Annotated in this window: 21 protein-coding genes; 5 read left to right on the top strand and 16 right to left on the bottom strand. The window is 43.3% G+C overall.

From position 1 onward, the window contains the following. Positions 1-41 precede the first annotated feature (41 nt). Both AC0VYG_RS06640 and AC0VYG_RS06635 read right to left on the bottom strand, forming a co-directional pair. Complete coding sequence (locus tag AC0VYG_RS06640; RefSeq protein ID WP_475431529.1) at positions 42-176, bottom strand: hypothetical protein; 135 nt, start codon at positions 174-176, stop codon at positions 42-44. A gap of 112 nt (positions 177-288) precedes the next feature. Beyond that, positions 289-1188: a LysR family transcriptional regulator gene (locus tag AC0VYG_RS06635; RefSeq protein WP_475431528.1), complete on the bottom strand. Its 900-nt coding sequence runs from the start codon at positions 1186-1188 to the stop codon at positions 289-291. Positions 1189-1361: 173 nt separating this feature from the next. On the opposite strand from AC0VYG_RS06635, the gene AC0VYG_RS06630 reads away from it, so the two are divergent. Then, positions 1362-1982 (top strand): DsbA family protein, encoded by a 621-nt coding sequence (locus AC0VYG_RS06630; protein ID WP_475431527.1) that lies wholly within the window; start codon positions 1362-1364, stop codon positions 1980-1982. Positions 1983-2051: 69 nt separating this feature from the next. Here AC0VYG_RS06630 and AC0VYG_RS06625 read toward each other — a convergent pair whose 3' ends face one another. The 3 genes from AC0VYG_RS06625 to AC0VYG_RS06615 form a co-directional block, all read right to left on the bottom strand. Further along, positions 2052-3326, bottom strand: coding sequence for a hypothetical protein (locus tag AC0VYG_RS06625; RefSeq protein WP_475431526.1), 1275 nt, complete (start codon positions 3324-3326; stop codon positions 2052-2054). Between the two features lie 103 nt (positions 3327-3429). Continuing rightward, the gene (locus AC0VYG_RS06620; RefSeq protein ID WP_475431525.1) at positions 3430-3603 is read right to left on the bottom strand and encodes a hypothetical protein; all 174 of its coding nucleotides are present in this window, start codon (positions 3601-3603) and stop codon (positions 3430-3432) included. A gap of 58 nt (positions 3604-3661) precedes the next feature. Continuing rightward, the gene (locus AC0VYG_RS06615; RefSeq protein ID WP_475431524.1) at positions 3662-4081 is read right to left on the bottom strand and encodes a TAXI family TRAP transporter solute-binding subunit; all 420 of its coding nucleotides are present in this window, start codon (positions 4079-4081) and stop codon (positions 3662-3664) included. Between the two features lie 289 nt (positions 4082-4370). Between AC0VYG_RS06615 and AC0VYG_RS06610 the strand changes: the two genes are divergently transcribed. Continuing rightward, positions 4371-4832 (top strand): DUF3237 domain-containing protein, encoded by a 462-nt coding sequence (locus AC0VYG_RS06610; protein WP_475431523.1) that lies wholly within the window; start codon positions 4371-4373, stop codon positions 4830-4832. 43 nt (positions 4833-4875) lie between these two features. Further along, positions 4876-5817: a LysR family transcriptional regulator gene (locus AC0VYG_RS06605; protein WP_475431522.1), complete on the top strand. Its 942-nt coding sequence runs from the start codon at positions 4876-4878 to the stop codon at positions 5815-5817. Positions 5818-5970: 153 nt separating this feature from the next. On the opposite strand, the gene AC0VYG_RS06600 is transcribed toward AC0VYG_RS06605, so the two are convergent. Further along, positions 5971-7371 (bottom strand): amidase family protein, encoded by a 1401-nt coding sequence (locus tag AC0VYG_RS06600; protein WP_475431521.1) that lies wholly within the window; start codon positions 7369-7371, stop codon positions 5971-5973. 206 nt (positions 7372-7577) lie between these two features. Here AC0VYG_RS06600 and AC0VYG_RS06595 point away from each other — a divergent pair, with 206 nt between their 5' ends. After that, the gene (locus tag AC0VYG_RS06595) at positions 7578-8285 is read left to right on the top strand and encodes a helix-turn-helix transcriptional regulator (protein WP_475431520.1); all 708 of its coding nucleotides are present in this window, start codon (positions 7578-7580) and stop codon (positions 8283-8285) included. 207 nt (positions 8286-8492) lie between these two features. Here the strand turns inward: AC0VYG_RS06595 and AC0VYG_RS06590 are convergent, their stop codons facing one another. The 6 genes from AC0VYG_RS06590 to mdlC all read right to left on the bottom strand — a co-directional run bounded on the left by AC0VYG_RS06590 (position 8493) and on the right by mdlC (position 15514). Next, positions 8493-9734: an MFS transporter gene (locus AC0VYG_RS06590; RefSeq protein ID WP_475431519.1), complete on the bottom strand. Its 1242-nt coding sequence runs from the start codon at positions 9732-9734 to the stop codon at positions 8493-8495. Positions 9735-9873: 139 nt separating this feature from the next. Continuing rightward, positions 9874-10041 carry a hypothetical protein gene (locus AC0VYG_RS06585; RefSeq protein ID WP_475431518.1) on the bottom strand — a complete coding sequence of 56 codons (168 nt, stop codon included), beginning with the start codon at positions 10039-10041 and terminating at the stop codon, positions 9874-9876. A gap of 65 nt (positions 10042-10106) precedes the next feature. Further along, positions 10107-11027, bottom strand: a complete 921-nt coding sequence (locus AC0VYG_RS06580) for a helix-turn-helix domain-containing protein (protein ID WP_475431517.1) — start codon at positions 11025-11027, stop codon at positions 10107-10109. A 302-nt stretch (positions 11028-11329) separates the two neighbouring features. Further along, positions 11330-12304: a ketopantoate reductase family protein gene (locus AC0VYG_RS06575; protein WP_475431516.1), complete on the bottom strand. Its 975-nt coding sequence runs from the start codon at positions 12302-12304 to the stop codon at positions 11330-11332. A gap of 60 nt (positions 12305-12364) precedes the next feature. Continuing rightward, on the bottom strand, positions 12365-13816 hold the full coding sequence (locus AC0VYG_RS06570; protein ID WP_475431515.1) for an aldehyde dehydrogenase: 1452 nt from the start codon (positions 13814-13816) through the stop codon (positions 12365-12367). A gap of 111 nt (positions 13817-13927) precedes the next feature. After that, entirely contained in the window at positions 13928-15514 is a 1587-nt protein-coding gene (gene mdlC / locus AC0VYG_RS06565) for a benzoylformate decarboxylase (RefSeq protein ID WP_475431514.1), read from the bottom strand. A 101-nt stretch (positions 15515-15615) separates the two neighbouring features. Here mdlC and AC0VYG_RS06560 point away from each other — a divergent pair, with 101 nt between their 5' ends. Further along, positions 15616-16512: a LysR family transcriptional regulator gene (locus AC0VYG_RS06560; RefSeq protein WP_475431513.1), complete on the top strand. Its 897-nt coding sequence runs from the start codon at positions 15616-15618 to the stop codon at positions 16510-16512. 516 nt (positions 16513-17028) lie between these two features. Here AC0VYG_RS06560 and AC0VYG_RS06555 read toward each other — a convergent pair. The 4 genes from AC0VYG_RS06555 to AC0VYG_RS06540 form a co-directional block, all read right to left on the bottom strand. Beyond that, positions 17029-18054: a carbon-nitrogen hydrolase family protein gene (locus tag AC0VYG_RS06555; protein ID WP_475431512.1), complete on the bottom strand. Its 1026-nt coding sequence runs from the start codon at positions 18052-18054 to the stop codon at positions 17029-17031. A 228-nt stretch (positions 18055-18282) separates the two neighbouring features. Then, positions 18283-19644, bottom strand: a complete 1362-nt coding sequence (locus AC0VYG_RS06550; protein WP_475431511.1) for an NAD-dependent succinate-semialdehyde dehydrogenase — start codon at positions 19642-19644, stop codon at positions 18283-18285. A 10-nt stretch (positions 19645-19654) separates the two neighbouring features. Continuing rightward, the gene (gene doeA / locus AC0VYG_RS06545) at positions 19655-20935 is read right to left on the bottom strand and encodes an ectoine hydrolase (RefSeq protein WP_475431510.1); all 1281 of its coding nucleotides are present in this window, start codon (positions 20933-20935) and stop codon (positions 19655-19657) included. Then, the gene (locus AC0VYG_RS06540; protein ID WP_475431509.1) at positions 20932-22191 is read right to left on the bottom strand and encodes a diaminobutyrate--2-oxoglutarate transaminase; all 1260 of its coding nucleotides are present in this window, start codon (positions 22189-22191) and stop codon (positions 20932-20934) included. The genes doeA and AC0VYG_RS06540 overlap by 4 nt, the downstream gene beginning before the upstream one ends. Positions 22192-22236 lie beyond the last annotated feature (45 nt).

Raw genomic sequence — 22236 nt, 5'->3', positions numbered from 1 at the left:
CAATTTTTCTTTATCGGACCCATTTGGCCCAGCAATCAACCTCAAGCTTGGCAAATCGAATCCTCAGCACTTAAATGCGGTCTTTCTGCGACCAATTTCACTTCCGTTGTTGAATGATCAGGATTGCGCAGAGGGTCTTTGCGAGCTTTACGAGAAATCATTTTAACTATACTCATTGCGGCCTCCAATAGTAAGCATTTGATTCCTTAGAATGGATAACACTATATCAGCGAAACGCCACGATAGTTTATTTTCTATTCATCAACACAACGAACGAAACATCCAAGGTCACCATGGATTATCAGCAAAGTAGCTTTCTAGATAATCAATTAAAGCACGTACGGTAGGCGATAAGTGCTTGCGGGAGGAGTATAGGGCGTAGATGGTTAGATCTCTGGGGGTCCATTCTGGCAATACGTGGCACAAGCGACTGTTGTGTAGGTAGTGGTTTGCCAAATAGGTGGGTTGCAATGCGACACCCATGCCATTTAATACGCCATGCAAGAGTGCTGTTGCTTCGTTAACGCTTAAACGACAGTCCACCGATACCGACTCAAATTGCTCGCCTTTCGACAAGTGCCAAATATGGCGTTCAAAGTTTTTGTATCCCAAGCATGCGTGTTTCACTAAGTCCTGCGGGTAATGGATTTCACCTAATGTATGGCGTGTTTTTTCTAGGTACGCCGGAGAAGCAACCAACACAGATTCGCACACTCCAATGGGTTTACCGATTAAAGAAGAGTCTGGGTTGGAGGCGATGCGGATCGCAAGGTCGATGCTTTTGTCCGTTAAATCCGCTGTGCTGTCTTCTAAATCAATATCAATACGTACTTGCGGATGCAGATCCATAAAGCCTTGTATTGCTGGCATTAATTGGGAATAACCAAACGACATGCTGCTGGTAATGCGCACCATGCCAGAAAGCTCTTGGCTATTGTTCACTAAGGCGGTGAGTTGATCCGCTTGCTGTAACCATTGTTCGACGTCTTTTAAGCAGGCTTCCCCCGCACTGGTGAGGGATACTTTGCGGGTTGTTCGGTGTAGTAGGCGAATCTGTAGCCAATCTTCCATGGCTTCTATGTATCGCGTCACCATAGGGCGGGACATGTTCAAACGGGTTGCGGTACGAGAGAAACTCTGTGACTGGGCCACATCAAGGAATACTTTTGCCGCGGTGACTCTGTCCACTACTCTTCCACCTGCTCGATTTAAGAAACAAAGATGCTCATTTTTGTCTATTTTTCCGAGCAAGACAATTCTTTATTCTAACGCCATAACTTTCAGGTTACTGGACAGCGTCGGTTAAAACCGTTTTCTCACGCGATTTCCACTCAATTTTCAAACTCAATAGGTAAGATACAATGCTCAAAGTTCACTACTTCTTCGACCCAATGTGCGGTTGGTGCTATGCCGCGTCTTCTTTGGTGGAGGTGTTGGCAAATATGCAAGCATTCGAAATCCTCTATCACCCTGGTGGTATGATCCCTAAACGGGCCATTGAACCATCGTTTAGACAACATATTTTGCAAGCGGACAAACGCATTACCGAGATGACAAAGGTGCCTTTTGGTGACAATTATATTGCCCGTGTAAAAGGGCCGGAAGAATACGTTGTGGATTCTTTGCTCCCTACCCAAGCCATGATCGCAGGGGAAAAAATGGGCATTGATCGTCATACAATGCTAGTGGCGTTGCAAAAGGCACACTACCAAGAAGGCAAGCATTTGCACGAGCCCGAGGTATTGGCAGAGCTAGCGGCGTCCCTTGGTTTAGATAAAGCCGAATGGGAAAAGACGATGGCGCAGTCTGACAATGCGATGAAGTCGGAAATCACACGGAGTCATCAACTTATGGCACAACTGCAAGTCAGTGGCTTCCCAACCTTTATCCTTGAAAAAGACATCACATGGATGCCTTTGTCTCATAGCTCATTTTATGGAAAATCGACTGAGTGGAAAAACCTTCTGTCCAGTCTGATCTAATAGGTTAGGTTGGTTAATCATTAAGTGATCAAACACCACTGTCTAGAGGCTCTAGACAGTGGTTTTTAATTAGAATTGGTAATTCACAGATGTCCGTAGGACTGTCAATGAATTTTTTGGGACGTTTTGATTGTAATCGATATAGGATAGCTGCATCAGCGCAGACAAACCTTTAATGTCTTGAGACTTATAATCGACGCGCAGAGACGCTTCATATCCACCATCTAAGTCCGTACCATGACTGTGTTTTATCCCCTGTGCACTTTGTTGCCAAGAGGTATAACCAATTGTCGTTTTAAAGCCAGGTATGTGAAAGCCATAATTTGCCGCAATCGATGTGGTTTTTAGGCCAGCATAATACTCGCCCTGTAAGCCTGGGTTGTAAGCACGAAACATGGGGACATGCCCTAACGTCCCCGGGAAGCTCGCTGCATCTTGCACAGAAGTATACGCCAGCTGAACACCAATACCGTTAAAGGTATTTTTGACAAGGGCACCCCAGTAGCCAGTATTGGCACTGTTTTCAAAATTGGCTGACAGTGTCTTAGCACCGACCACCCAATTGGTATCTAACACTTTATAAGTCAAACCCAAAAAGCTTGTATCATAATCCTTCGCGGTTACCGCTGTCGGTGGATCGCCTGCATTTTCATCATTATGGTTCGCCAGCCATTGGGCTTCAATGTTTAAGCCTTTGATGCTTTTGTTATCCATATAGAGTGAAACAACGGGGTTGTGATAGCTTTTACTGGTTTGGGTGAGAGAGCCATTGTTATCATCGCCATAGCGCATATTCCATTTCGTTACATACATAACGCGCAGCAAGGTATTCCGAATATCTTTGTTCTCAAGTACTGCTGCGTCAAACGAATCTTTCATTGGATAAACGCCGCTATTCATTAATAAAGGAGAAACAATCCCCTGTCGACCGATGCGTATGTGGGTATTGGTTATCTCTTTACGGAAACGATAATCAAGAAAAGCGCGATACAAATTTGTCGTATTCACCGTCACACGATGATCATTTTCCCCGCCGGCTGTCGTCAACGTGTCATTGTTTTGGAGTTTCCAGTCGTAACCTGTTTCAGATCCTACGCCCACTTTAAATCCGTAATAGGACCCCGTTAGGTAATCTAAGGTTAATGCCGAACCCAAGACTTTCGCGTGGTTAAGCGCGCCAGCGCCTGTCGCGTCGGATTTGGTGGCAAGTTCTAGCGTATTACGAAGTCCACCTGAGAAGGTTCCACCTTTGATCGCATCCTGTAAACTGTCGGCCTGAGCACTGACACTGATTACTCCTATCACAGACATTGTCACGAGAGTTCCATAATGTATTCTTTTCATTGTAAACAACCTTTTTATTATTATTTAAGTGCACTCCCTTTATGGAAGTGCCTTCTACGTGTTGTTGCACATATCCACTACATATCGCCCTACTACAAAAGCCCTAACGCTGAGGCATATCTGCAACGCTATAACCAAGACTCACTGTGGCATCCTCTGGTATTGCGGGTATCGTGGCATTCCAATCAAGCCACTGCTGTCTCATCTCCTCTAATTTTTCAGGATACTTTTTCCCCAAATTCGCTCGCTCGCGAGCATCATTGGTTACATTAAACAAGTATTCATGCTCATCTACTTTTAAATATTTCCAATCACCGATGCGCAAAGCCCGTTGATTACGATGGTTCTATATATACGCGTTTGCCTTTTGCTTCAGGCCAACTTTTAATACCGGACTTGGTGCTTGTAATGACATGATAATAACTTCCAGGAATGGCAAATAAGGCACGTACATTCCCTGCAATTGACTTGGTTTTATCGGCAATTTTGGCATATGGGCCTGTGCCCTTTTGAAAGTCTTCATACGCGAGAGGAGGAACAACGGCAGAATCTAGCTTGCCTAATGCTATTTTAAGAAGAGACTTGGTGAGCGTTTGATTGAGAGCAAGCTGAATATTTATGCCACTTTTCGCCCAGTATGGGGCCATGGCCTGAGGCAACATACCAAGAACACTGTTTTCACTGGCTGATTCCATGCCTATCGTTTGCGCCTGGCTGACGGTCGCAACAAACGCGCTGGCACAAACAAGACCCATGATCCCTATCAGCTTCCTAAAGAACCTTTTGAAAGTAGACATTTTATTACCCTGCTGATTTTATTTTTTTTGTTTAGCGGTAAACAATCTACCTCCATTGCATATATCCGTAAAATAGCAATTTGAATCTTTAATCATACAAAAATGCATACGAAAATTGGCTTGTTTGCTTGAATAGTGCAAACTAGTAGACCTTGTGTACGTAGAAGACGTGCCAGAAAATTCGATTAGAACGACATCTCTTCTTCAATATATAAGTACTAAAAATAACAAGAATAGGAGGTTTTATATGATAAATGCACCAACGCTGAATTACTTCGCCACGTTAGAAATCGAAGTAGCTGAGCCACAAGAAATCGGTAAATCAATACACGGTGAACGTCGTATCATCCCCATTTTAGGTGGCAACATTTCTGGGCAGAACTGGCAAGGTAAAGTGCTATTAGGAGGGGCAGACTACCAACTTATCGCCACTCCAAGACTGGCGCTTCTGGATGCACACTATACCATTGAAACAGACCAAGGAGAGTGTATTTATGTCCATAATAGCGCCATTCGAGTGGCCTCCCCTGAAGTGACACAACAAATCAAAAAAGGCGAACCGGTGGATCCTCAGCAAGTTTATTTCCGCTGTTCTCCTAAATTTGAAACCAGTGCAGAACGTTTTCAATGGATCACTGAACGTCTTTTTATCGGAGTGGGGGTTCGTAAACCCACATTGGTTGAATTAACAATATTTGAAGTAGGCTGATCCGCAGCTGAACAGTCGCCGATAATTTAAAGAGGCATTGTTAATGGAATCCAAACACCTTGTTTACTTATCTATTATTTTAGAAAAAGGCTCTATTACCGCCGCAGCTGAGCATTTAAATATTGCCCAACCGACGCTAACAAGAGCCATGGCCACCCTCGAAATGCAGGTGGGTACACAACTGTTTACTCGCAGCCGTTTTGGTGTCTCAAGCACTCCAGTAGGTGAATCTTTAGCGAGGGAGGGTCGCGCGATTACTCGCAGATTAGACTCGGCAAAAGAGCAGGTATCTCAGTATAAATTAGGTATTAAACACAATTTACGCATTGCTTCTGGCTCACTGTTCGCAATGGAAATATTGCCTATCCTCATTGAAAAAATGCTAGAGAAGCACCCAGAAATAGCAATAACGGCAACCTGCTTAAATCCAGCCATTGCTTTAGAGGGATTGATTGACGATCAATTTGACATCATTATCGCTCCCCAATCAACGGACAAAACCGCCCCAACACTTCACAAAGAAATCATCATCAAAGATAAAATCGGTATTTTTTGTGGTAAGAATCATCCACTTGCTTATGAGAAGAATATTAAAATTAATGATTTCATCGAGCAAGACTGGCTCAGCCTAGGCATCGCCTCTTACTTTGAAAAACAAACGACAGAAATGCTGATCTCCTACGGTATTCATGGCATGAAAACCAAAGTGGTCTTTCGAAATGATGCGATAATGCTGATAAAGATGCTTTCTACAGGGCGCTATCTTGCTGCCTTACCCAGCTTCCCAGTCTCAACCATTCAGAAGCATTATCCCATCATTGAAATTAAAATGAATGATGTCACGCCAATAAACAGAGACTTGTATCTATGGTGTGCAAAGTCGATAAAAGACTACACCGCTTACTTATCATTTAGAAATATAGTTCGTAGTGTCTTTAACGACCTATCTAAAAGCAACGAAATGGAAAAAATAGAGGGAAAGTAACATCATTTCCCTCTATTTATAAGATAAGCCCCCCCACCACACCTGCAACAAAGTAAAACGAAAATAAACTGATCACCCTATAATTTTGATTACCTGAAAAGTAGAAAGCGGAAATCCATTTAAATTCAGCCTCTGTTTTTTTAATAGCAAATATTATTTAAATGTCTTAGAAATAATGGATTCCACAACCTGCGCAATGGCTAGCACATTTCGATCATGGTTAGGTAAGGATTCAATTGAAATACCAATAGGAAGTTTACTACTAGGACCTAAGCCCATAGGCAATGTAATAGCTGGCAGCCGTATGTTACTACCTATATCTGTATTTCGAATAACCCGTGAAAAGTTTTGCGGTGAACTTGCTTCAGCATTGGAATCTATGGCTACCTGAGGCGTGGTTGGAAAAATCAATGCATCAATTTGGTTTTCTTCATACGTTTTCTCGTAGACTCTTAATAATGCTGGTCTGTATTTTTTTATGCCTTCTATATACAATGATTCAAGGCTTGGATCTGATTTATTTGTACTGAATGTTAAAGGAATAACAGCATCGTTAATGATAGTGTATACATCAGGGCTCTTAATCTCCGATCCCAGCTGTTCAATTGTTATACCTGTTGCTGTTTCTTTCAAATACCTGATTAATTCCTCCCGCGCCTCATATATAGCCACGGGCATACTAAATTTGTTAGCGAGATCGATTGCACCTTCCAACTCAACATCGACCACTTCAATACCTGATTTTTTTAGTGTTTCCATTAGGTCTCTAGAGCGCTGCGCTGTCTCTTTACCTAAATCGCTCCAGTGATAACTTGGCATACCAAGTCGTATTTTAGAATACTGTGGAAGGGCCTTTATACCCGTGATGACGTTATCAACTGTAATAATATCAGCAACACTATGAGCCATAGTCCCAGGAGTGTCACGACTAAACGAAATAGGGATTATACCGTCTGTCGGATAGCGAAGTGTTGTTGGACGAAAGCCCACACAACCATTTAAAGCACTCGGAATACTGACGGATCCACCGGTATCAGTACCAATAGCAATGGGGGCGATGTTTGCACCAACGGCTGCGCCACTGCCTGACGACGACCCCCCAGCGATTTTTGTCGTATTATGAGCATTCTTAACGCCCACTCCACTATCAGATTGATAGTTTGGGTTGTAGCCAGATATGCCAAAAGCTAACTCTTGCATCGATGTTTTGCCGAGAATAACTCCGCCAGCCGATAGAATTTTTTCAATCAGTTTAGAATTGCTTTTTGGACGGTAATGTCGAAGAGCATAGGTCCCCCCAGTATTAACATACCCTTCTACATCAATATTATCTTTGATGGCAAAAGGTACGCCAGCTAACTCTGGACAGGCTCCCGTTGTCTTGACCATTTCATCTACATGTATTGCTTGGTCAATTGTGTGCTGCCTATTGATACTTGAAAAAGCATTATACTTATCAAGATTCTCTGCTCGATTAAGCCAAAATTTAGCTACTTCCTGTGCTGTCATTTTTCCTGAACAAATGCGATCTCGTATGTCACGAATGTTAGTCATATCTTCTTTTCCTGCAAAAGTGGAGTTGCACTGAGCGACAGTAGTGTTAATAATAGATTTCTGTACATGCTTTTTTCCATAGTTACAAAATTTCATCTAACGTTAGTGAAAGTTTTACTGTTTGAGAATCCTCAAAATGGTGGAGGAAAAAAGACAGTTTCTGGCATTTATATTGCTTAACCACAACAAAAATAAGGAGCACTTTTATGCTGAATGAAAAAGATTTAAGTCATACTGCTTCGATAATTTGGCAGTTACAACAGCCAGTTTCTTCAGAAGTGAAACGAAAGAATGTGCTATCAAGTTTATCTGAATTACTTAACTCAGAATTTATAGCTTCATACGTTTTTGATAAAAATAGCCAAAAATCCAGGAAAGGGGTTGTTCTAAATATAGATCAAGCTTCAATAGATAAATACAACTCTTATCAATACAGTGACGATATTGTCACGCCCATTGCTAGTATGCACATTGAGCCTGTTATTATCGATGAAGTAATAGAACGGAAGAGATTAGAAAATAGTGCCTTTTACCATGATTTTCTAGAGCCTAATGATATGCATCATGGCATTAACATGTTTATCTCCAAATGCGGATCTCACATTGGGGATTTTAGAATATGGCGATCTAAACATAAGGCACCATTCTCGAAAAGAGAAGTAAAAATTTTAAGCCTACTTAAGCCCTACTTTGAAGAATCATTATCCGATAGGGCCCCATTTTTGCCTCTTCTCACAGCAAAAGAGCTGGAGGTTGTGAAATTTTTACCCTCAGGTTTCTCTGATAAAGAAATTGCGCGAGAAATGGCCATAAGTTCTACAACAATACGTACCCATATTAACAGTGCGATGCATAAACTGAATTGTAAAAACCGTACTCAACTAGCCGTCCTGTTAAGTCGCCATACCAGTTAATATGAGTGTTTGCAGCAAAGGAAAAATAGCGCTAATTTTCATTGGTAGCAAATTTATTTCAATATAGTATGGCGTTTCGTTCCTGAAACGCCATAATTTAAGAATGAAAAGCAGACAAAATACTAAAGGATAAAACAAGAGTTTAAAGCCTATTTTTTTTAGCATTGTATTCAAAAATTTTTAAAGTCCCGCTTAACGGCCTAACGTCTACGTGGTTGTTGGTTGATACATATCCTCACCTACTCGCTTTTTAAATTTCGGAGATGTCTCCAGCAATAAAAATGATCCGAGACAAGCTATCCCCGCGACACCTGCAGCAAAGTAAAAAGGTGCATTTAGTCCATACATATCCGCCAAAACACCGCTAATAGCAGGGCCAGAAAAACCACCAAGCAGTTCCGTTACGGCCATAACGAAGCCAAGCGTTCCGACAACGTACTGACGGGGAACACTTTCTGATGGAACAATCGACATGACAATAGGAATGGATCCCAAACCAAAGTAGAAGAAGAATAAGCTGATCATCATATAAGTTTGATTGCCCGCCAAATACAACACGCTTAAGGGACACAGGATCGCAATCAGTGTAAAAACGCGAAAGACGCGAGCTCGACCAAACATGTCTGACAACATAGGAACAAATAACCCAGAGATGACAGCGGAAGCCCCCAGTACACTCATTACACTACCCATTTGATAACCGCTATAACCTTGAATCTTGGTCAAATACACAGGAATAAACGTCAGTTGAGAAAACATCCATGCCACCATCAGACAAGATAAAATGCCACTTAACACCACGTTTTTATTCTGAAAAACCCTTTTCAAGCTAAATGGCACAGCTTCGTTTTTTTTCTCTTTTATAACAGGGGAATGAGGTTGCAATTTGACATATTTATAAATTAAAAATGCCACAATCAAACCCGGCAAACCAACCACAAGAAAGGCATGGCGCCAACCATAATGCTCCGCGACAAAGATCAATACAATTGGCCCAAGAACTGAACCAAATAAGTTACTTGAGACATTTTGTACAAAGCCCATATTAAAACCACGACGTTTATCTGAAGATTCTTCCAGTAATATTGACTGAGCAATCGGTAATACTGGCCCTTCTGCAATCCCCATTAATATTCGAATAATGACCAGCAGCATAAAACTTGCAGCAATCGAAGATAATAGAGTAAATATTGAAAATAAAACGACACATGCGACCAAAACTTCAGTCCGACGCCCAAATCGAGTACAGAAATGGCTTAAAAAATACGCAGAAATGGCCCAAGATACGGATAATGCAGAGGATAAAAACCCAATTTGAGCATTGGTAATATGAAATTCTTGTGTAATAAACGGCATTAGAAAGTTGATGGATAGACGATCAACAAATACAAAGCCAAACGTCAACCCCATAATAGATAATATTGTATTTTCTCTCGTTAATATTTTCATTGACGGTTCCTATAGGTGCTTATTATTCAACAACATTAATTATTTTTATCAAAAATTTTTCATTGGAAGTTAAGAACTATTTGTCAGACTCTTCCTCAGAAGAATTAACCTCTTCTGAATACAGTTGATGTAAGATTTTTCAAATTTTTGGATTGAAAATAATACGTTTACGTCGATCATTAAAAACAACTTCATAAGCGTATAATCGAGAACAATGTCCCAAAAATCTTAAAAATTGCTGACATCCATTAACAGCATCAAGATTAAAAACATCGGGAGAAACAGACTCTTTATATTGTGCATACATAATCAACCTCTCTTATTAATGCTAAGTAAGAGGTTAATCTTTTTTAATTAAAAAGAGTGGTAAAATCAGGAATGAAAGATTGGATTTTTTTGCATTCTAAATTCTTTTGGTGACAACCCTGTGTAATTTTTAAATTTCCTAGAAAAATAAGCATTATCGTAGAAACAGTAATCATTAGCGATGGAATAGATCGTTTTTCTAGATTTTTCTGGCGACACAAGATCTGACATAACATTATCCATACGCATTTGAAAAATCAGCTTAAGGAGAGATAAGTTTTTGATATTTAAAACTTTATTTAGATATCTAGTGGTATAACCCATTCTCTTAGCGATAAAATCTGGTGTAAGAAACTCTTGCTTTATGTTTTTTTCTACCAAAGAAATCATTTCTTTTAAAAGATAAAAAACATGATCCGTACTTGGAATAATATCATTAACATCATTCGCGCTCAGCACTCCCGAAATCAGACTCAAAAAGCTCTCTTCAAAATAATGAGACGGGGCTTTTTCATGTGATATTTTTGCATCCAAGTACGGTTTTACCAAAGGCAAATAAGAAGAATCAATATGCGGATTTAAAATAGCATTGGATTTAGATAAAAATATTTTTTTTGATACCGCTATTTTATTATATGGAATGAATAATGTTTTTAATTCAACCCCATCAGACGTTTCAATGGAATAGAATTCACTGGAACGACAAAAGAAAGCCGATCCAGTTGAAAATTCAAACTGATCAAACTGACGCTCTAAAAAGCACTGCCCAGACGTCACCGACGTCATCACTATCCCATCTTGCGCGGAATATAAAGGACGATGAGTGACGCGATGTCGTGGGGCTTTAATGTTACAAATAGTCAGTTCTCCTAAGTGTTTCTCTTCCAATCCACCTTCAAACTGACTGTCATTTTCAGTAATGCACTCAAGATTCAAAATAGAGCGAGATACACGTCGCTCAAACTCGCTTAATGTCATAGAACTCATGATTTACTTCTCTTAAAACATTTATTAAATAAAGCAATAAATGTACCAAAAGAAATCATATGGAAATAAAAATAAACCATTGAAATACAATAACTTTTTATTATTATGATTAATATAATATAGTCCCCCATTGGGGTGAGTGATATTAGCGCATTTTTAGTGCAAGAAAGTAACACTATGACCTAAATAGTGCTAAGGAATCCCATTTTCTATAATGCACTCAAATAAAAAACCACCTTACTATTGATCGAATAAGGTGGTTTTTGATTTAACCGTTAACAAGCGCTAGCGCAATCGAAAAATTACGCTTTTTTATTTTTGGCAACTTGTTCTGAAAGTTTAACGAGCTGTGCCAAGGTGCGATTAACAGGAGCATCTAGCCCAACCTTCTCCGCTGCCACGACAATTGCACCATTTATGGCATCGATTTCCGTCACTCGTGCCGCTTCGATATCTTGCAACATAGAAGGTTTATGGTTGGGATGCTCTCGCATAGCCATTTCCACATTGTTCCAGATATAACTTTCATCCAATGACACACCATTCGCTTGACCTGTTACAACGGTTTCATGTACCACGTTTCGCGCTAATGCTTTAAACGCTGGCGCTGGCGTCAAGCCACCAGGGGAAGAACCTGTGATCGAACAAATAGCATTCAAAGCGGCATTAAAAGCCACTTTTGACCAGATTACCGTCATAATCTCAGGGTCAATACTGGTCGTCAGTGACGCCTCATTAAACATTTCTGATAAATCGGTCAACCAAACAGGGTTGTTAAGAGTTGAATCCATAATATGAGAACTTGATGGCCCGTGTGAAGCCACATGACCAGCCCCTTTTAAATCCGCAGGAACTAACGTGGTACCGACAACAATGCGATCAGGATTGACAAATTGCCCAACCCGCTCAGCATTACCAAGGCCATTCTGTAGAGATAAGACCACCGTATTATCCGTCAGAATATGACGAATGGATTCCATAGCGCTCATGGTATGCATGGTTTTAGTGAAAAGCACCACCAAGTCAGCTGATCGATTGACGTCTTTCGCTAAGGCTGCTTTTGCTGGCATTTCATACAAACCATCGTCGGTTTCAAGAATCACACCTCGTTGATTGATTGTCGCAATTTGCTCTGAATTGACATCCACAAATGTCACTTGATGGCCCGCTTTCATCAGCATTCCACCAAAGTAACACCCCATTGCTCCCGCTCCAACCACCACTATGTGTGGTTGTTGGCCAAATGCCCCATGGTTTCTAACAGACTGAGTCGGCATTCTGCATTACTCCTAAATCAATAAAATGGCCGTCGCATGACGGTCATTTAGATAACCTAATTAAATTGGATAATGTCTTGGTCCCATCTGAACCGTCATCCAGCGTAAATCTGTAAATTCTTCGATACTTGCGGTGCCACCAAAGCGACCATAGCCGCTGTTTTTCACGCCACCGAACGGCATTTGCGGTTCATCATGTACCGTTGGCGCATTAATATGACAGATACCGCTTTGGATTTTTTTCGCCACTTTCATCGCGCGCGCTATATCTTGGCTAAACACCGCGGCAGAAAGGCCATATTCACTGTCGTTTGCCACGCGAATTGCCTCGGCTTCGTCTTTCACTCGCATCATTGCGACAATCGGTCCAAAGGATTCTTCACTATAAATGCGCATTTGCGGGGTAACATGGTCAATAAGAGTCGCTTGCATTACCACTCCCTCTGCTTCGCCACCGCTTAGTGGCTTAGCGCCTTTACTGACGGCATCCGTTAACAGACTATTTAATTTATGCCCAGCCTCTTCAGAGATTAGGGTTCCCAAGGCGTTCTGACTGTCCAAAGGATCACCGGCTTTTAAGCTTGTCGCTTTGGCGGCCAGTTTTTGTGCAAACTCATCCGCCACACTGTCCACAACAATCAAGCGCTCAGTTGACATGCAGATTTGTCCTTGATTGAAAAAAGCACCGAATGCGGCGGCTTCCACAGCAGCATCAATATCTGCATCTTCCAAAACAAGGAATGGTGCTTTGCCGCCTAGCTCTAGCAGCACAGGTTTAATATGATGCGAAGCTCGCTCAGCGATAATACGGCCGACCGCCGTTGACCCTGTAAAGTTAATACGACGCACTTCAGGCGCATCGATTAACGCCCCGACTACTTCAGATGCATCCTCTGGCGCATTCGTAATGACATTCACTATGCCATCAGCTAAGCCCGCTTCAACCAACACCTGCCCAATCAAATGATGTGTCGCCGGACACTGTTCAGAAGCCTTCAAGATAACGGAGTTACCACAGGCAAGCGGCATCGCGATGGCCCGTGTTGCCAATATAATTGGAGCATTCCATGGCGCGATTCCCACCACAACACCACAAGGCACGCGTACCCCCATAGCAAGATTGTCAGGTACATTAGAAGGAATAACATTTCCGCCTATTTGGCTAGTCAGAGAAGCGGCTTCTCGTAACACTCCTGCCGCCACCATTACATTAAAACCAGCCCAAGTGGGAGTGGATCCGGTTTCTTCTACCATACAAGCAATAAATTCGTCTTGATATGACTCCATCAGATCGGCGGCTTTCAATAACAGAGATCGGCGCGTTCCAACACTGGATTCGGACCATGTTTCAAACGCCTTAGCCGCGGCAGCAACGGCTGCTTTCGCATCTTCTACAGAGGCCGCCGAGGCTTCTGTGACCGCCTGTTTACTTAACGGATTACAGCGTTGAAAAGTGGCACCGTTAGAAGCTTGTACCGCTTCGCCTGCAATCAAAAGTTGACGTGTTTTCATAATACACCTTACTCATTTTGTTAGATTTATTTTTCGCTGTGGTTACAATCATTTAAGTTTGTTACGCGGTGTCAAATACATTCCTTCCAGTAGACAGCCTAAAAACCGTTATCAAGGTTCAATGGTGGTCGTCGGTACTTCAATCAACATAGGCTTTTTAGCTGCCAAAGCATTTTGCAAGGCCGTTCTAAATGCTTCGCGAGTGTTCGTTTCGATGGCTTCGACACCATATCCCTTAGCAATCGCACAAAAATCCAATCCTGGCACATCAAGGCCTGGGGAAGTCTCAGCGTCCAACAAACGAGAGAACCAACGCAACGCACCATAGGTTCCATTCTTCAAAATAATGAACACCACAGGTACGTTATATTGAGCGGCAGTCCATAAAGCGGTAATGCCATAGTTAGCTGAACCATCACCAATCACTGCGATAACTTGACGATCTGTCGCCAGCTGTGCGCCCACCGCAGCTGGCAAACCAAAACCCAAACCTCCTGATGCAGGGAAGAAGTAACTGCCGGGATAACGCATTTCAACTCGTTGCCAAAACGTCGTAACGGTAGACGTGGACTCTTTGACATAAATAGCATCTTTTGGCGCGAATTCATTTAGATCATCAAACACTTCTTCTGGCGCTAGTGGTCCTGCTGTTGTCACAGGGTAAGGTGTTGGAGAAGGTAAAGCTTGAGGCATCGTCCGCGCTGTAGGCTCGATGTGTGCCAAAATACCTTCTAGCATGGCGGTAATATCCGCAACATAAGCGTTCCCCATTGGAGCTCGTGCCGCTTCTTGTAGATCACAAGTGATATGCACTAGCTCAGCACCCTCTGGTAAATAGCGACCCGGTGCATGTTGGTGATAACGGAAAACCGGCGCCCCAATAACAATAATCAGATCGTGTCCTGCTAGTTTTTGTGAGATACCAGCAATCGCAGCGGGTAACGCCCCTCTAAAGCTAGGGTGGCGATTTGGAAACGGACAACGCGGTGCCGAAGGCGCAACCCAAACTGGCGCGGCAATTATCTCTGCCAAGGCAACAGCAAGGTCATTGGCTAAGTAAGCATCCACATCTGGGCCTAATACCAGCACCGGGTTACTGGCTTGATGAATACGTTGAGTCAAAGATTCCAATTGTTCAGGGGAAGGAGAACCCGCTGTGGTGACATCGCGTTCGGCTAATAACATGGCATCATCTTCGACCTCTTGATCCCAGTCGTCATGAGGGATAGAGACGTACACAGGCCCTTTTGCTGGCTGATTTGCCATGTGAATGGCCTGGCTAATCGCTCTTGGCACATCACCAGGCCAAGATGGCTCATAGCTCCATTTAACTAAGGGTTTTGGTAGTTGCGCCGCATCCACATTAGACAGCATGGCTTCAACACCAATGAGGGAACGAGCTTGCTGACCCGCAGTAATAACGAGCGGAGAATGGGAATACCATGCGTTCGTCAATGCCCCCATGGCATTACCAGAGCCCGATGCCGCATGCAGATTTACCAGAGAAGGTTGACGACTTACTAAAGAGTAACCATCGGCTATCCCAACTACCACGCCTTCATGAAGTGCAAGTATGTATTCAAAGTCTTCTGGGAAATTTTTTAGAAAAGGCAGTTCGTTTGAACCTGGGTTACCAAAGACTTTAAACATGCCATGTTTACGCAATAAGGCATAGGTTGTTGAGTGTACTGTTTTCATAGACCTGCTCTCAGAGAAAATTCAAGATTGATTTACCTTAGCTCGCCTGCTTTAATTGAACAAATCGATATTTTTTCTAATAAAAATAGATAGAATTTATTATGTCTAACATTGACCTGAACCTTATTCGCACCTTTGTGATTCTGTATGAGACACGGAGCGTCACAAAAACCGCCGATCAGTTATTCGTTACGCAGCCTTCCGTCAGTTACGCGCTGTCCCGATTACGCGATCTATTCAAAGACCGTCTTTTCATTCGTAATAAAAATGGCATGGAACCTACGGCAATCGCTCAACAGCTATACGAAGAGCTGAGCCATTCTTTAAGTATGATAGAAAACACCGTTGCTAATGTGCAGACGTTTGATCCTGCGGTCTCTCATAAACGCTTTCGCGTAGCCATGACAGATTTAGGAGAAATGGCACTATTGCCTGCGATTGTGGCTCGTCTTCAAATCGAAGCGCCCAATATTGAAATGAAAGTCATTCCACTGGAAATAGACAAAGTCGACGAGTGGATGTCTTCAGGAAAAGTTGACGCGGTTATTTGTAGCCGTCCCTTAGAGGGGCCTCACATACAACGGCATGCTCTTTTTGAAGAACACTATGTCTGCGTCCTCCACAACCGTTATGCCCTACCATCGAGTACGCTAACGATGGAATGCTTTATGGCACACAAACATACGCTAGTCACTCATAACCTAGGCCATGGTGCCTCAGAAGAAGTGCTAGCCCAAATGGGAGTAAAACGCAAAATCAGCCTAGAAGTGTCACACTTTTTGATCCTGCCTTCCGTATTAGCAAAAGCCGACTTAATGGCCATACTCCCCTATCGCATTGCACTTTTTTTTGCTGAAAATAATCAATTGACCCTTTACGATTTGCCTTTTGAGGTCCCCACCTTTGAGGTTGCTCTACATTGGCAATCACGTCACAACGAATCCGTTTCCCATCGTTGGTTTCGCGAACTCATTATGAATGCACTTTCAGAGCCATAATATTCTTATTTAAAGCCTTTGCGCTCCTCTGATTGATTACATTTGGTTTCAATGAGCGGCTGAAGCATTGTGCCTTCATAGAGCACAGCGCCATGCGGAATGCTTCAGTAAAGCGTCCCAAAAACGCACTCAAAACATCGGCACGAGGTGGAAGTTGGTTATGCAGAGCTGATAGGTGTTTGCTTGGTTTGCGGCGCTGGACGGCGACAATCACCCCATCGTCGAAGAATCGACATTCAACACCCTTTCTTACGTTTTAGTAGTTAAGAAGGACTAATTCTCTCATTGCTAGATGACACATCGATTAATGTCGTGTGGAGGTTTAATGGAGGGACGACTGCCTACATTATTTATGATATGCCCAAACGAACACAAGCAGGAATGAAAGTGACGAAAGACGGTATGAATAAGTAGACTAAGTTTCAGACCTTCGGAGGCGACCTCAATCAGGAAACGGATCTAAGGGCATGTAGACCCCTTCCCTAACTTTAAGAGCGTTGTAATATTGATCATTCATTACAGGTCTTTTGAGAAAGACACCTCTCGAACAAACTCTGATGCTGCGTTTTCTACGCGACTTTCATCTTCCAGATCAATTGGTACCACACAACGTTTTCGCTGTTTATCAAACAATACTCGATACACATCAGGACGGGAGTAATGACCCGCACAGTCTAAGAAATGCTTGCATATATCGACGGCATCGAGCTCAACATCGGCGTAAAGAATGCCCTCCTCATTCGGATCAAGCTTTTCACAGAGTGGTTCGCCACCTGGACCATAAATCACCGAGTGGCCACCACCAACCGAGATCAATTCGTGCTTTTCTGGTTTGTCACAGAGTTCATCAACCATGGCTTGTGAAACCAATGCCGATGGGGCGACCACAAAGCAGGCCCCTTCCACCGCATAGGAACGAGTGACGGTATTATTGATTTCCCAAGACATACCACTAGCAAATTCATAGGTTGTAAAACTTGGCCACGACGCCACATGAATTTGCTCGTTTTGTGAGAACATAATAAATTTATTGAGAGGCAATACATGTTCCCAGCAGTTCAAGGCACCTAAGCGGCCAAGTTCTGTATCATGCACGACCATATCACTGCCGTCACCTTCGCCAAAAATGGTACGTTCGACATGAGTTGGTTTTAGCTTGCGGCGTTTCCCAATGGTGGCGCCGTTACTATCAATCAACCATTGCGAGATATACAAAGAGCCGTTCTCGCGCTCAGAAAAGCCCAAAACAACGTTAATCTTATATTCACGAGCGGCATCACTGATTAATTTAGCACGAGGATCGTCGTAAGATAGTGAGTTTTTGTAGTAACGGGACACAAAACCCGAGGCAAGTGCTGCGGCAGGCGTATCAAGCCAAATCCACCAAGGATAGCCTGTTAGCCATAGTTCAGGAAAAGCAACTAACTTGGCACCAGATTCGGACGCTTCTTTAATAAATCGAATGGTTTTTTTAATACCCGCATCGAGATTAAGAAATTCTGGGGCGGCTTGGACAACAGCCACTTTATATTGTGTAAGCATAATCAACCTCTTATTAAAGCTAAGTTAGAGGTTAATCTTTTTCAATTAAAAAAAGTGGTAAAATCAGGAATGAAAGTTTGGATTTTCTTGCATGCTAAATACTTTTGACTAGGTATTTATCAAACCACTTCCGCTTACGCACAACCTGCATTTACATGATAAAATCACGAATATAGAAGACAATAAAAAGGGGCCAAATAAGGCCCCTTGATAATAACAAAACTTACGCTAAGCAATCCAAATCTGTTGCACATTAACAAATTCACGAATACCCTGAGGGCCAAGTTCGCGCCCATACCCCGAGCGGCCAATTCCACCGGAGGGTAAACGAGGATCACTTTTCACAATCCCATTAACGGCTATCTGCCCTGACTGCAAATGATTGACAGCCAGATCAATGGATGCTTGGCTGCGCGTCCAGATACTCGCTCCCAAGCCATACTCTGTCGCGTTTGCCAGTTCAAGCGCTTGTTCTAACGTTTGTATGGGGGTCACACTTAGCACTGGGCCAAAGGTTTCTTCTTCAAACGCCGCCATACCAGGTTGCATATCGACTAATAAGGTTGGTGGATAAAAAAAGCCTGAACGAGAGGGTAAGTCTCCTCCTACTAAACAGCGAGCCCCCGCTTCAATACTTTTTGAAACTTGCTGATGAAGCTGATCCCGTAAGTCTGCCCTTGCCAAAGGCCCTAAATTATTGCTGTCGTCTCTTGGGTCACCACATTTCAGTTTACTAAAGCGTTCACGAAGTGCTTCGCATACCTCATCATAGATGCTCTGCTCCACAAATAATCGCTTCACTGCAATACACGACTGTCCAGCATTGATCATCCGCGACAGAGTAATCACATCAAGGGCTTTCTCGAGATCCGCATCCGCCATGAGGATACACGGATCCGACCCGCCAAGTTCTAATACCGCCGGCTTTAAACCTGCTGCAGCTTGAGAGGCAATGGTTTGTCCCGCCCGACTTGAGCCAGTAAAAGACACGGCTTTGACTTTCGGGTGATCAATCATTTTACTGGCCACATCATTGGCAACGGCTAAGTTCGCCACAACGTTTTCTGGCACACCCGCTCGATAGAAACATTCAACCAATCTACTTGCCGTTGTCGGCACATTTGGATCGGCTTTCATAACACAGGTGTTGCCTGCCATTAAAGCAGGGGCTAAAAAACGCAGAGCCAGCCAAACAGGCGCATTCCAAGGTAAAATACCTAAAACGGTACCAAGAGGAGGATACTGAACATAACTGTGGCTGGCATCCGATTCTAGTGTCTCAGGCGTCAAAAACGCCGCTCCATTCTCAGCATAATATTCGGCACACCAAGCACTCTTTTCTACTTCAGCAAGGCCTTCTTTAACGGGTTTACCCATTTCCAATGCCATAAAGTCTGCGAGCACAGCTTTGTCTTCTCGAAGTTCAGCGGCCACGGCATTGAGCAATGCAGCTCGTTCTGCCATGCTTTTCCCTCGCCATGAAACAAAGCCCTCAGCCACCTTGTCTATAACTGCATTGGCTTGCTCTAACGTCAATGCGGGAGAAGGAGGCAAAGCTTGGCCTGTCGTTGGATTAATCACTTCTAACATTACGCACCTCTTATTCGTTGACGGCTTTGTCAGCTGATTTCGCATTCGCTTTGGGCTTTTTCACGTCTTCTTTAGCTGGCGTGCCAGATAACTCTATCGTTTTTGTTTCCGGCTTAGACTCTGCCTTGCCTGGTTTGACGGTAAAATCACGATCCAAACTAAAAAATGAACGACAGCCGTCTTCGGTAATTTCGATTGTATCTGAAATACCGCAGGTCTTATTGCCTTCAATCCCCCACATCCAAGGAATCATGTGAAAGGTCATACCCGGTTTAAGTACTGCAGAATTTCCTTGTTTCAAGCTAATAATATACCCTTCATCCCAGCTTGGTGGAAACGCAATCCCGATTGAGTAACCGGAACGAGTAATCAAACTCGCTCCAACTTGGTTATCCATAATGATATTACGCACCATATTATCCACATCTGAGACGGTCATCCCAGGCTGAACCAGGCGATGAATTTCATTTAATGCCCGCTTCATGATTTCTTGAGATTGATACATCGCATCCGATAACTCGCCTAAAATCACCGTACGCATCATCGCGGTGTGGTAACGGCGGTAGCAACCTCCAACCTCTAAAAAGACATGCTCATTGGGCTGTACGGTTCGACCTTCAAATGAAGCATGGCCTATCATGGTTCTGGGCCCAGACGTGACATAGGGCATAACCGCAGGTGTCTCACCACCAGCACGAAACATGGCTGCCGCAATTTCAGCGCCAATTTCATTTTCTGTGATGCCAGGACGACATATTTCAATGCCCGCCTTCATGCCTGCTTCTGTCGCTATTGCCGCACGACGCATGACCGCAATCTCTTCTTGCGATTTACAAATACGCCCTTCTTCGACAATACCAAAGCAATCCATCAATTTGGCATTTCTCAAGGTGGTATGAATGCAATCTTGTTGATAAGCAGGAAAGAAATAACTGTTTCGCTCATAGCCAATACGTTTGTCACCTAAACCAAACTCACGTAGTGCATCCACCAGCATTTGAATGGCATCCCCCGTATCTGGGTAAGGCCTTGTCACTTCCACCCAAGTACGAGCAAATATATTGGACTCTTCTAATGCCCGGGTGATCATAAAGGGCTCTTTTTCAAGAGGAATCACCAATGCTTGGAAAAAGGAATAGCCTGTCGTCTGGTAATCCGTTAAGTAAGTAATGTTTTCCGGATCGGTCACTACCACGGCGTCCAAACGGCGCTCAGCAATACGAGCTCGTAATTCTGCTAGTCGACGCTGATATTCAGCGAAGGTAAACGTCATATCATCGCGTTCAATCATGCGGCTTCCTCCATTACAAAACGTACAGCACTTTTCAGAATATCGAGACCTTCCATTAAATCTGCTTCAGGAATCGTCAACGGCGGGATGATTTTTAATACTCGCCCACCACTGCCACAAGCGCCAATCATCAGGCCGTTTTGAAAGCAGCGCTGTACAACTTTAGTAGCCAGTTCACCCTTGCCCATATCCAATCCTAAAATTAGCCCTTTGCCACGTAACTCATGGGCACTTTTCTCAGCGACTAATGGCTCTAGAGCAGAGCGAACTTGCTCGGCTTTTTGCGCCACTTCATTCATTAGGTCTGCGTTTTCAAAATAGCTAAGTGCCTCCGCGCCCGCAACAAAGGACAAGTTCTGGCCCCGAAATGTACCAGTGTGTTCGCCTGGGGACCAATGCTTATCCAAATCAGGATGCACCAAGTTCATGGCCATGGGCGTACCAACCCCACCGATACCTTTCGCTAGGGTAATAATGTCTGGCTTAATTCCCATGTCATCAAAACTAAAATACGATCCTGTGCGGCCGCAGCCAACTTGGATATCATCGACGATCAGTACAGAACCAAACTCTTTCGCTAGCTTTTCAAGCTTTTGCATCCATTCCTTACTGGCAACATTCACCCCACCTTCAGCTTGAATGGTTTCCACCATAAAGGCCGCAGGCGGCTTAATGCCACTGGAAGAATCACGATATTGGCTAGCCAATGAATCTAATGCTGCAAGGGCGGCTTTAGCGTCATGAGCTTGATCAAAACGTTCATGACTTACATGCAATAAAGGCACACCAGAAGCCTGACGGAAATATTCATTGGCTGTTGCAGCTAATGCCCCCAATGTCATGCCATGGAAACCTTGGCTAAAGGCCACAATGTTATGCCGCCCAGTGACATTTCGAGCTAGCTTCATCGCGGCCTCTACAGCATTCGTACCCGTTGGTCCCATAAATTGAATACGGTGTGGCATGTTTCGCGGTTTAAGAATGACATCAGTAAATTTTTGCATAAACTCTGCTTTGGCTTGCGTTTGCATATCAAGACTGTGCAACACGCCGTCTTTTTCCATATAATCAATCATTGCCTGCTTCATGCGCGGGTTATTATGGCCAAAGTTCAATACTCCAGCGCCGGCAAAAAAATCAATGTACTCCTTACCGCTCTCGTCTACCTGACGTGAGTTTTTTGCCGTAACAAAAACCGTTGGGTACGTGCGAGCATAAGCTCGAATGTTGGATTCTCGTTGTTCAAAAATACTCATAACGTCTCCTAATTAACCCTGTATTCAATTGCTTTGGTGTTGAGT

The organism is Marinomonas sp. 63XJN7_7_ISO-PGPR-S23-202, from assembly GCF_056173505.1.
This window is presented reverse-complemented; position numbering and strand designations above follow the sequence as displayed.

Coding starts and splice junctions, on each gene's coding strand:
- AC0VYG_RS06550 (WP_475431511.1), bottom strand. CDS start 19,644: ATGTTAGAAGTGATTAATCCAACGACAGGCCAAGCTTTGCCTCCTTCT.
- AC0VYG_RS06625 (WP_475431526.1), bottom strand. CDS start 3,326: ATGAAAAGAATACATTATGGAACTCTCGTGACAATGTCTGTGATAGGA.
- mdlC (WP_475431514.1), bottom strand. CDS start 15,514: ATGAAAACAGTACACTCAACAACCTATGCCTTATTGCGTAAACATGGC.
- AC0VYG_RS06540 (WP_475431509.1), bottom strand. CDS start 22,191: ATGAGTATTTTTGAACAACGAGAATCCAACATTCGAGCTTATGCTCGC.
- AC0VYG_RS06570 (WP_475431515.1), bottom strand. CDS start 13,816: ATGAAAACACGTCAACTTTTGATTGCAGGCGAAGCGGTACAAGCTTCT.
- AC0VYG_RS06640 (WP_475431529.1), bottom strand. CDS start 176: ATGAGTATAGTTAAAATGATTTCTCGTAAAGCTCGCAAAGACCCTCTG.
- AC0VYG_RS06610 (WP_475431523.1), top strand. CDS start 4,371: ATGATAAATGCACCAACGCTGAATTACTTCGCCACGTTAGAAATCGAA.
- doeA (WP_475431510.1), bottom strand. CDS start 20,935: ATGATTGAACGCGATGATATGACGTTTACCTTCGCTGAATATCAGCGT.
- AC0VYG_RS06600 (WP_475431521.1), bottom strand. CDS start 7,371: ATGACTAACATTCGTGACATACGAGATCGCATTTGTTCAGGAAAAATG.
- AC0VYG_RS06575 (WP_475431516.1), bottom strand. CDS start 12,304: ATGCCGACTCAGTCTGTTAGAAACCATGGGGCATTTGGCCAACAACCA.
- AC0VYG_RS06580 (WP_475431517.1), bottom strand. CDS start 11,027: ATGAGTTCTATGACATTAAGCGAGTTTGAGCGACGTGTATCTCGCTCT.
- AC0VYG_RS06595 (WP_475431520.1), top strand. CDS start 7,578: ATGCTGAATGAAAAAGATTTAAGTCATACTGCTTCGATAATTTGGCAG.
- AC0VYG_RS06555 (WP_475431512.1), bottom strand. CDS start 18,054: ATGCTTACACAATATAAAGTGGCTGTTGTCCAAGCCGCCCCAGAATTT.
- AC0VYG_RS06590 (WP_475431519.1), bottom strand. CDS start 9,734: ATGAAAATATTAACGAGAGAAAATACAATATTATCTATTATGGGGTTG.
- AC0VYG_RS06605 (WP_475431522.1), top strand. CDS start 4,876: ATGGAATCCAAACACCTTGTTTACTTATCTATTATTTTAGAAAAAGGC.
- AC0VYG_RS06560 (WP_475431513.1), top strand. CDS start 15,616: ATGTCTAACATTGACCTGAACCTTATTCGCACCTTTGTGATTCTGTAT.
- AC0VYG_RS06615 (WP_475431524.1), bottom strand. CDS start 4,081: ATGGGTCTTGTTTGTGCCAGCGCGTTTGTTGCGACCGTCAGCCAGGCG.
- AC0VYG_RS06585 (WP_475431518.1), bottom strand. CDS start 10,041: ATGTATGCACAATATAAAGAGTCTGTTTCTCCCGATGTTTTTAATCTT.
- AC0VYG_RS06630 (WP_475431527.1), top strand. CDS start 1,362: ATGCTCAAAGTTCACTACTTCTTCGACCCAATGTGCGGTTGGTGCTAT.